The organism is Mesorhizobium sp. WSM4832 (assembly GCF_055811115.1).
Window position 1 is genome coordinate 150,902 of record NZ_JBVVQH010000018.1, and the last position, 8,695, is coordinate 159,596.

Here is an 8,695-nt window from a genome sequence, read left to right on the forward strand (position 1 = left end):
CCTATTGCACGACGCGCTTCTCGAGCTTGCGGGCGAGCGTGCGCCGGTGCAGGCCGAGCCGGCGCGCGGTTTCGGAGATGTTGAAGCCGGTCTCGACCAGCGTTTCGTGGATGCGCTCCCATTCGAGGTTCTTGATCGAGGTGGGGCGGCTGGTGAGCGGCACCGAAACATCGCCCTCGGCGCGGCCGAAGGCGGCTTCGATGTCGTCGGTGTTGGCGGGCTTCGCCAGATAGTGGCAGGCGCCGAGCTTGATCGCCTCGACCGCCGTGGCGATGCTGGCAAATCCCGTCAGCACGACGATCCGCATCGACGGGTTGCGGGCGCTGAGCAACTTGACGCATTCGAGCCCCGATCCCGCTCCGAGCTTGAGATCGACGACGGCGTAGGCCGGAACGGCCGTTTCCAGCGCGACAAGCAGCGCCTCGCGGTCGTGGCAAACCACGACGTCGTAGTCGCGCTTCTCAAAGGACCGTTTGAGCGTGCGTGCGAACGTCGCGTCGTCCTCGACGACGAACAAGGATCGATCAGGCTTCACGATCGCCTCCATCGGCCAGCGCCGCCAGCGGCAGCGAAAGGGTAACGCAGGCGCCCTCGGCCATGTTGCGCGCCGAAATGTCGCCGCCGAGCTTGCGCACCACATTGAACACCAGGAAGAGGCCCAGACCGCCGCCCGGGCGTCCCTTGCTCGACATATAGGGCTGGCCGAGCGCGGCCAGAATATCCTTGTCGAAACCCGGTCCGCGATCCTTGACGGAGAACACCAGCTTCTCATCCTGCCGTTCGGCAGTGATGCCGACCCAATCGTGCGATGCTTCCTGCGCATTGTCGAGCACATTGAAGATCACTTGCTTCAGGGCGGTGTCGGACACGATCTGCTCGTCCGGCTCGAAATCGTTGCTGTAGTCCAGCTTGAAGGGCTGGCGGCTGACGCGCCACTCCTGGACGAGATCGTCGAGGAAGTAGCGGATCGTGGTGCGGATCGTTCCCTCGCCCCGCGCCTGCCCTGACGACATGAGGATGCCAGTCACGATGCTTTTACAGCGCCCGATCTGCGCCTGCATTTCAGCCACGTCCTCGGAAAGTTCGCGGTTGCGCTTGACGCCGCGCATCTGGCGCCAGTCGGACAGGATGACCGAAATGGTCGCGAGCGGCGTGCCAAGTTCATGCGCGGCACCTGAGGCCAGCAGGCCCATGCGCACGATATGGTCCTCCTCGGCCGAACGCTGACGCAGGTCGGCGAGGTAGGCGTCGCGTTCGCGCAGGTTGCGGTTGATGCGCGTCATGAAGATCACGATCAGGCCGGCCGCCAGCACGAAGCAGATGAACATGCCGCGCAGATGCAAGGCGAGAAGGTCGCTGCCGCCGTGATGGGGGATGGCGATAGGCTGGAAAACGAAGATAAGGAAGACGAAGCAGGCCGAGGCAGCCAGGACCAGGACCCAAGTGGACCATGACGCCAGCAGCGCGGCGCCGAGCGTGATCTGCAGGAGATAGAGCGACACGAACGGGTTCGAGGCGCCGCCGCTCAGGTAAAGCTGCGTGGTCAGCGCCGCCATGTCGAAGATCAGCGCGACGAAGAGCTGCGCGTTGGAGATGCGGCGATTGCCGCGCAAGGCCAGCAGGCTGAAGATGTTCAGCCCGACAAGGAAAAGCACCACGCCGGCCATTTCGGCCAGGGGCAGCGGGATGGCGAACCAGTATTGCGTCACCAGGATGGTCAGCACCTGCCCCGCCACCGCGAGCCAACGCAATTGGATGAGCAGGAGCAGGTTCTTCCTGTTCGTCACGTCGGAATTCGAGCTTGCGCCGCCCTGCCCGGCAAGGGGGGCCGCAAGGGACGACGACTTGGCGTGATGAAGCCGCGGGATCGAGATGTTCATCTTGCCGCGTCCTGCTTCCGCCGGCTGGCGAAGATTGGCCTGGCGAGAGCGATTGCCAGCATCAGTGCGAGGGCAAACCAGGTCAAAGCATAGACAAGATGGCTGTTGCGAAAGTGGACGACGGTGAGCCCGCCGCGCGGCCAGCCAGCCGCGCCGGAGGCCTCTGCATCGACGAAATAGGGCGCGATACCGGTCAGGCCGCGCGCCTTTGCGATGGCGTCGACGTCTCGCGAATACCAGCGATTGGCCGCCGGATCATTGCTGCGCAGGAAACCGCCGCCCGGCTCGCTGATGCGCAACAGCCCGTCAATCGTTGCCGGCGAGGTGAAACCGCCGCTCTCCCGCTCGAACTCCGCCTTCCGCTCCTGAGGGACGAAGCCGCGATTGACGAGGGCCACGAAACCGCTGTCGGTGCGCATCGGCGTCAGAACCCAATAGCCGCCGCCAAGCCCGGTCACCGCCCGCACCAGCGTGTTGGCGCCGCCGAGGAAACGCCCGGACAGGCGTACATGGCGATATTCGTGGTCAGCCGCGCTCAAGCCGCCCCAGTTCCTGGGACCGGGCGCATCGACGACCGGAGCGTGGATACGCTGGTCGACACGGGCAATCAGGTCGAGTTTCCACACCCGCCTCTCCAACTGCCAGACGCCGAGCCCGACAAACACAAGAACGCCGAGAAGCCCCAGCAGCGCAAGGAACAATCGCGACGCGGTGCCTGTCGACGGCGCGGCGTAAGAGCCAATATCTGCACGGCCGATCATGTCCTTTGCCTCGAGTTCGGCCCTCCCCACGCCCGACACAGGGCTCATGGCATCTCCCGCATCTCGTGCAGCCCCGGCATCATGTTGGCGTTGAGGTGGTACATCACCCAGAGCGAGCCGCTCAGCACGATGACCACGAGGATCACCGTGAAGATGAGCGCCAGCATCGACCATCCGCCCTCCGAGGCGGGGTTCATATGCAGGAAGAAGACCATGTGCACCACGATCTGCACCGCCGCGAAGGCCATGACGATGACGGCCGTTGCCTGCTTGTTGTCGATGGCGCCGGTCATGACCATCCAGAACGGAATGGCGGTGAGGATCACCGACAGGACGAAGCCGATCAGGTAGCCCTTCAGCGACCCGTGCGGGGTACCGCCATGGCCGCGATCGGCATGATCATGAGCGCTCATCGCAGCATCCCCATCAGATAGACGAAGGTGAAGACGCCGATCCAGACGACGTCGAGGAAGTGCCAGAACATCGAGAGGCACATCAGCCGGCGGCGGTTGGCCTCGATGAGGCCGTATCTCGCGACCTGCACCATCAGCGTCACCATCCAGACGATGCCGAAGGTGACGTGCAGGCCGTGTGTTCCGACCAGCGTGAAGAAGGACGACAGGAAGGCGCTGCGCTGCGGCGTCGCGCCCTCATGGATCATGTGCGCGAATTCGTTGAGCTCGATGGACAGGAAGCCGAGGCCGAACAGCATGGTCACGGCCAGCCAGGCCTGCGTCGCCGCGACGCGGCCCTTGTCCATGGTCAGCATGGCGAAGCCATAGGTGATCGAGGATAGGAGCAGCAGGGTGGTGTTGACCGCCACCAGGCCAAGGTCGAACAGGTCCTTCGGCGCTGGACCCGCCGCGTAGTTGCCGCCAAGCACGCCATACGCGGCGAACAGCATGGCGAAGACCAGGCAGTCGCTCATCAGATAAAGCCAGAAGCCGAGCATGGTGCTGCCGCCTTCGGCGTGCGCATGCTCCTCTTCCAGGTGGAAGACCGGTTCGGCGCCGGCCGTGGTTGCCGTCGATGCCATGCTCAAACCCTAGCCCTGCACGGCGAGGAGCGTCGTCCTCGTCTCTTCCGTTTGCGCGACCTCGGCAGCCGGGATGTCGAAGTCGCGGTGATAGTTGAAGGTGTGGCCGATCGCGGTTGCGATGAGGCAGACGAAGCTCAGCGCCGCCAGCCACCACATGTACCAGATCAGGCCGAAGCCGAGCGCGACGCTGAAGGCGGCAAGGATCACGCCCGTGCCGGTGTTGCTCGGCATGTGGATCGGCTTGAAGCCGGAGAGCGGACGCCGGTAGCCGGCCTTCTTCATGTCCCACCAGGCGTCATTGTCGCGGATGACGGGGGTGAAGGCGAAGTTGTAGGCCGGCGGCGGCGAGGAGGTCGACCATTCGAGCGTGCGCCCGTCCCAGGGATCGCCGGTGACATCGACCAGTTCCGCACGCTTGCGGATGGAGACGAAGATCTGCACCAGGAAGGCGGCGATGCCGCAGGCGATCAGCACCGCGCCGAAGGCGGCGATGACGAACCATATTTGCAGCGAGGGATCGTCGAAGACGCGCATGCGGCGCGTCACGCCCATCAGGCCGAGGATGTAAAGCGGCATGAAGGCGAACCAGAAGCCGACCACCCAGCACCAGAACGAGACCTTGCCCCAGAACGGATCGAGCTTGAAGCCGAAGGCCTTGGGCCACCAGTAGGCGATGCCGGCAAACAGGCCGAAGAGCACGCCGCCGATGATGACGTTGTGGAAGTGCGCGATCAGGAACAGGCTGTTGTGCAGCACGAAATCGGCTGGCGGCACGGCAAGCAGCACGCCGGTCATGCCGCCGACGACGAAGGTGAGCATGAAGGCCACCGTCCACATCATCGGCAGTTCGAAGCGGATGCGGCCGCGATACATGGTGAAAAGCCAGTTGAACATCTTCGCCCCGGTCGGGATCGAGATGATCATCGTGGTGATGCCGAAGAAGGAATTGACGCTGGCGCCGGAGCCCATGGTGAAGAAGTGGTGCAGCCAGACCAGATAGGACAGGATGGTGATGACTATCGTGGCGTAGACCATCGAGGTGTAACCGAACAGGCGCTTGCCGGAGAAGGTCGAGGTGACCTCGGAGAAGACGCCGAACAGCGGCAGGATGAGGATGTAGACCTCCGGGTGACCCCATATCCAGATGAGGTTCACATACATCATCGGGTTGCCGCCGAAGTCGTTGGTGAAGAAGTTGGTGCCGACATAGCGGTCGAGCGCGAGCAGCGTCAGCACCGCCGTCAGCACCGGGAAGGACGCCACGATCAGCACGTTGGTGCACAGCGAGGTCCAGGTGAAAACGGGCATGCGCATCATCGTCATGCCGGGCGCGCGCATCTTGATGATGGTGCATATCAGATTGATGCCGGACAGCGTCGTGCCGACGCCGGCAACCTGCAGCGCCCATATGTAGTAATCGACGCCGACATCGGGACTGTAGCCGATACCCGAGAGCGGCGGATAGGCCAGCCAGCCTGTGCGGGCAAATTCGCCGACGAACAGCGAGGCCATGACCAGGATGGCGCCACCGACCGTCATCCAGAAGCTGAAATTGTTGAGGAACGGGAAAGAGACGTCGCGCGCACCGATCTGCAGCGGCACCACGAAGTTCATCAGCCCGGTGACGAAGGGCATCGCCACGAAGAAGATCATGATCACGCCGTGGGCGGTGAATATCTGGTCGTAGTGATGGGCATTGAGATAGCCCTCCGAACCGTTGAAGGCGATGGCCTGCTGCAGGCGCATCATGATGGCGTCGGAGAAGCCGCGCAGCAGCATGACCAACCCGAGCGCCATGTACATGACGCCGATCTTCTTGTGGTCGACGCTGGTGAACCATTCGCGCCACAGATAGGTCCAGAGCCGGAAATAGGTGATGGCGCCGAGAACCGCGAGGCCGCCGAGCGCCACCACGATGAAGGTGCCGACGACGATCGGCTCGTGCAGCGGCAGCGACTCCAGGGTGAGGCGGCCGAAGATGAATTTGGTCAGCGTCTCAGGCATCCGCCATCCCTCACAATTCGAAGCGCAGCAGGCCGAGCGACGGCGTCTCGGCGTCGGCGCGGCGGCTGCCCGTTCCGGGACCGAGCAGCCCCGCCCCGCGCAGCGGGGAAAGATCGCGCACCGGCCAATATTTCGCGTCGGCATCGCTGGCCGCGCGCGAGGCGGCAGCCGCTTCTTCCGCCGTGCAGATGCTCGCGACATAGGACGGATCGTTGCCGAATACCGCGCCGCGCCGGGCAAGCTTGTCATATTGCAGCGGCAGGGTGTTGCGGACGCCGGCGAGCCCCAGGCCGCCCCTGGCGTCGATCGACATCATCTCGTTCATGCACATCTTGCCGCGCTCGACGCACAAATTGAGGATGGCGCCATAGAGGTCGGGATCGACGGAGGCATAGTGGCGGACCGGCTCGTTCTCGCTCGGACGTTCGAGCTCGAGATAGCTGTCGCGGCTGAGCGTGGCGTGCTCGCTTTTGGTCTGCGCCACCCACTGGTCGAAGGCCTGGTCGGAGAGGCCGTGGAAAGCAAAGCGCATGCCGGAGAAGCCGGCGCCGCTGTAATTGGCCGAGAAGCCGGTATAGGTGCCCGGACGGTTGACGACGGCGTGCAGCTTCGTCTCCATGCCGGGCATGGCGTAAATCTGCCCGGCAAGGGCGGGAATGTAGAATGAGTTCATCACCGTCGACGAGGTGATGCGGAAATCGATCGGCTGGTTGACCGGCGCCGCCAGCTCGTTGACGGAGGCGATGCCGTAGTCCGGATAGATGAAGAGCCATTTCCAGTCGAGCGCGACGACCTCGACCTTGAGCGGCTTGTGGGCCTGCGTGACGGGCTGTCCGGGCTCGATCCGGTCGATGCGCCGGTAAGGATCGAGCAGATGCGTGCCGAGCCAGGTTAAGGCGCCCAGGCATATGATGACAAGCAGGGGCGCCGCCCAGATCACCAGCTCCAGCTTGGTCGAATGGTCCCAGTCGGGCGTGTAGGTCGCCGTGGTGCTGGATTGCCGGTAGCGCCAGGCAAACAGCACGGTCAGCGCCATGACGGGCACGATGATGAGCAGCATCAGCAGGGTCGAAACGACGAGCAGGTCGCGCTGCTGCACCGCGACGTCGCCCGCGGGCGCCAGCACGACTAGGTTGCAGCCGCTCAGCAGCACGGCCAGCGGAAAAAGAAGCAAGGCTCCGGATCGTTTCATCAAACGCTGCCCTCGATGGCCCTGCAGCAGGTCTTTGCAGGTTGCGATGCGATATGGACCAACGGCTACTGCCGCGGGCTCGGCGACGACATTGGACAATTTGTCCAATGCCCAGTTGGTATGGCTTTCGCGAAAGTGTGCACGCATAATGGGATGACGACAACGTCGCATCTGGATGACGACAATAATCGCATCGGAACGACGACAATCGCGTTCCGAACTCAGCTTGGTGGCGACGGAAACGATGGCTGAAACTTCGACTGCCAAAACTGACAGCGGGCTGATCGGCTCACATCACGGCCAGGTCAGCGCGGGCGATATCGCGGTCGGCGTGATCATCGGCAGGACGTCGGAATTCTTCGATTTCTTCGTCTATGCGATCGCTTCCGTGATCGTGTTTCCCAGGCTTGTGTTTCCAACGCACGATCCGCTGGTCGGAACGCTCTATTCCTTCGCGATCTTCGCGCTGGCCTTCATCGCGCGCCCGTTCGGCACCGTTCTGTTCATGGCGGTCGACCGCGCCTATGGCCGCGGCGCAAAGCTGACGATCGCGCTGTTCCTGCTCGGCACCTCGACCGTCGCCATGGCGTTCCTGCCCTCCTATGAGGATGTCGGCGCAGTCGCTGCCTGGCTGCTGGCGCTTACCCGCTTCCTGCAGGGGCTGGCGCTCGGCGGAACATGGGACGGACTACCTTCTCTTCTGGCGCTGAACGCGCCGCACAACCGGCGCGGCATCTATGCGATGATCCCGCAGCTCGGCGCGCCGATCGGGCTCATCGTGGCAAGCTCGCTGTTTGCCTTCTTCGTCGCCAATCTCTCGGCCGACGACTTCTTCGCTTGGGGCTGGCGCTATCCTTTCTTCGTCGCCTTCGCCATCAATGTCGTGGCGCTGTTTGCCAGGCTGCGCATCGTCGTCACGCCGGAATTCTCGAAACTCTACGAGAGCGGCGACCTGCAGCCGACGCGCATCAGGGAAATGATCCGGACGGAAGGCCGCAAAGTCGTCGTCGGCGCCTTCGCGCCGCTGGCGAGCTTCGCGCTGTTCCATATGGTGACGGTGTTTCCGCTGTCCTGGGTGTTCCTGTTCACCAATGAGGGTCCGGAGCGCTTCCTGGTGATCGAAGCGGTGAGCGCGCTGTTCGGCATCGCGGCAATCGTCGCTTCGGGTCCGCTGGCCGACCGCGTCGGGCGTCGCGCCCTGCTCGGCGGCGGCGCCGTCGCCATCGCCGCATTCAGCGGCTTTGCCCCGCAGCTTCTCAACGGCGGCACCGTTGGCGAGACGGTGTTCATGGTGCTGGGCTTCATCCTGCTCGGCCTGAGCTTCGGGCAATCCTCGGGCGTCGTCGCGACGAGCTTCTCGCGCCAGCACCGCTATACCGGCTCGGCGGTGACGTCGGACCTCGCCTGGATGTTCGGCGCCGGCTTCGCGCCGCTCGCCGCGCTGCTTCTGGCCGGCAATTTCGGCCTCATCGCCGCCGGCGCCTATCTGCTTTCGGGCGCAGCCTGCACGCTGATCGCGCTGTGGATCGACAGGCAGTCGTCGGCGACCGACCGTTAGAGCAATTCCAGGAAAAGTGTGAGCGGTTAAGTTCGGCGTCTTCGCCGTAACCTTCCGTCCCGGAATTGCGTCAAAAAAACAAAGGGATAGAGCGCAGGCGTCCAATCAGACCTGGTAGAAGTCCCGATACCATTCCACGAAGCGCGGAACGCCGATCTCGACCGGGACCCTCGGCTTGAAGCCAATCACCTCTTCGAGCGAGGTCACGTCGGCGAAGGTTGCCGGCACGTCGCCCGGTTGGAGCGGCATCATGTTGCGGAT

At 63.7% G+C, this 8,695-nt stretch carries 8 protein-coding genes; 1 reads left to right on the forward strand and 7 read right to left on the reverse strand.

The features are described 5' to 3' along the window. Position 1 precedes the first annotated feature (1 nt). Genes AC0L2L_RS24060 through cyoA form a run of 7 tightly spaced genes read right to left on the reverse strand, consistent with a single transcriptional unit; the run spans position 2 to position 6,876 of the window. Entirely contained in the window at positions 2–535 is a 534-nt protein-coding gene (locus tag AC0L2L_RS24060) for a response regulator transcription factor (RefSeq protein WP_473581726.1), read from the reverse strand. Continuing rightward, positions 525–1,880, reverse strand: coding sequence for an ATP-binding protein (locus tag AC0L2L_RS24065; protein ID WP_473581728.1), 1,356 nt, complete (start codon positions 1,878–1,880; stop codon positions 525–527). The genes AC0L2L_RS24060 and AC0L2L_RS24065 overlap by 11 nt, the downstream gene beginning before the upstream one ends. Beyond that, positions 1,877–2,689 carry an SURF1 family protein gene (locus tag AC0L2L_RS24070; RefSeq protein ID WP_473581730.1) on the reverse strand — a complete coding sequence of 271 codons (813 nt, stop codon included), beginning with the start codon at positions 2,687–2,689 and terminating at the stop codon, positions 1,877–1,879. Before AC0L2L_RS24070 ends, AC0L2L_RS24065 begins: the two co-directional genes overlap by 4 nt. Beyond that, positions 2,686–3,054 carry a cytochrome o ubiquinol oxidase subunit IV gene (gene cyoD, locus AC0L2L_RS24075; RefSeq protein WP_473581732.1) on the reverse strand — a complete coding sequence of 123 codons (369 nt, stop codon included), beginning with the start codon at positions 3,052–3,054 and terminating at the stop codon, positions 2,686–2,688. The genes AC0L2L_RS24070 and cyoD overlap by 4 nt, the downstream gene beginning before the upstream one ends. Then, positions 3,051–3,677 carry a cytochrome o ubiquinol oxidase subunit III gene (gene cyoC / locus AC0L2L_RS24080; RefSeq protein WP_473581733.1) on the reverse strand — a complete coding sequence of 209 codons (627 nt, stop codon included), beginning with the start codon at positions 3,675–3,677 and terminating at the stop codon, positions 3,051–3,053. The genes cyoD and cyoC overlap by 4 nt, the downstream gene beginning before the upstream one ends. A 9-nt stretch (positions 3,678–3,686) precedes the next feature. Further along, positions 3,687–5,684 carry a cytochrome o ubiquinol oxidase subunit I gene (gene cyoB / locus AC0L2L_RS24085; protein WP_473581734.1) on the reverse strand — a complete coding sequence of 666 codons (1,998 nt, stop codon included), beginning with the start codon at positions 5,682–5,684 and terminating at the stop codon, positions 3,687–3,689. Between the two features lie 10 nt (positions 5,685–5,694). Beyond that, positions 5,695–6,876 carry a ubiquinol oxidase subunit II gene (gene cyoA / locus AC0L2L_RS24090; protein ID WP_473581736.1) on the reverse strand — a complete coding sequence of 394 codons (1,182 nt, stop codon included), beginning with the start codon at positions 6,874–6,876 and terminating at the stop codon, positions 5,695–5,697. A 244-nt stretch (positions 6,877–7,120) separates the two neighbouring features. Between cyoA and AC0L2L_RS24095 the strand changes: the two genes are divergently transcribed. After that, complete coding sequence (locus AC0L2L_RS24095; RefSeq protein WP_473581738.1) at positions 7,121–8,434, forward strand: MFS transporter; 1,314 nt, start codon at positions 7,121–7,123, stop codon at positions 8,432–8,434. Positions 8,435–8,695: the final 261 nt, after the last annotated feature.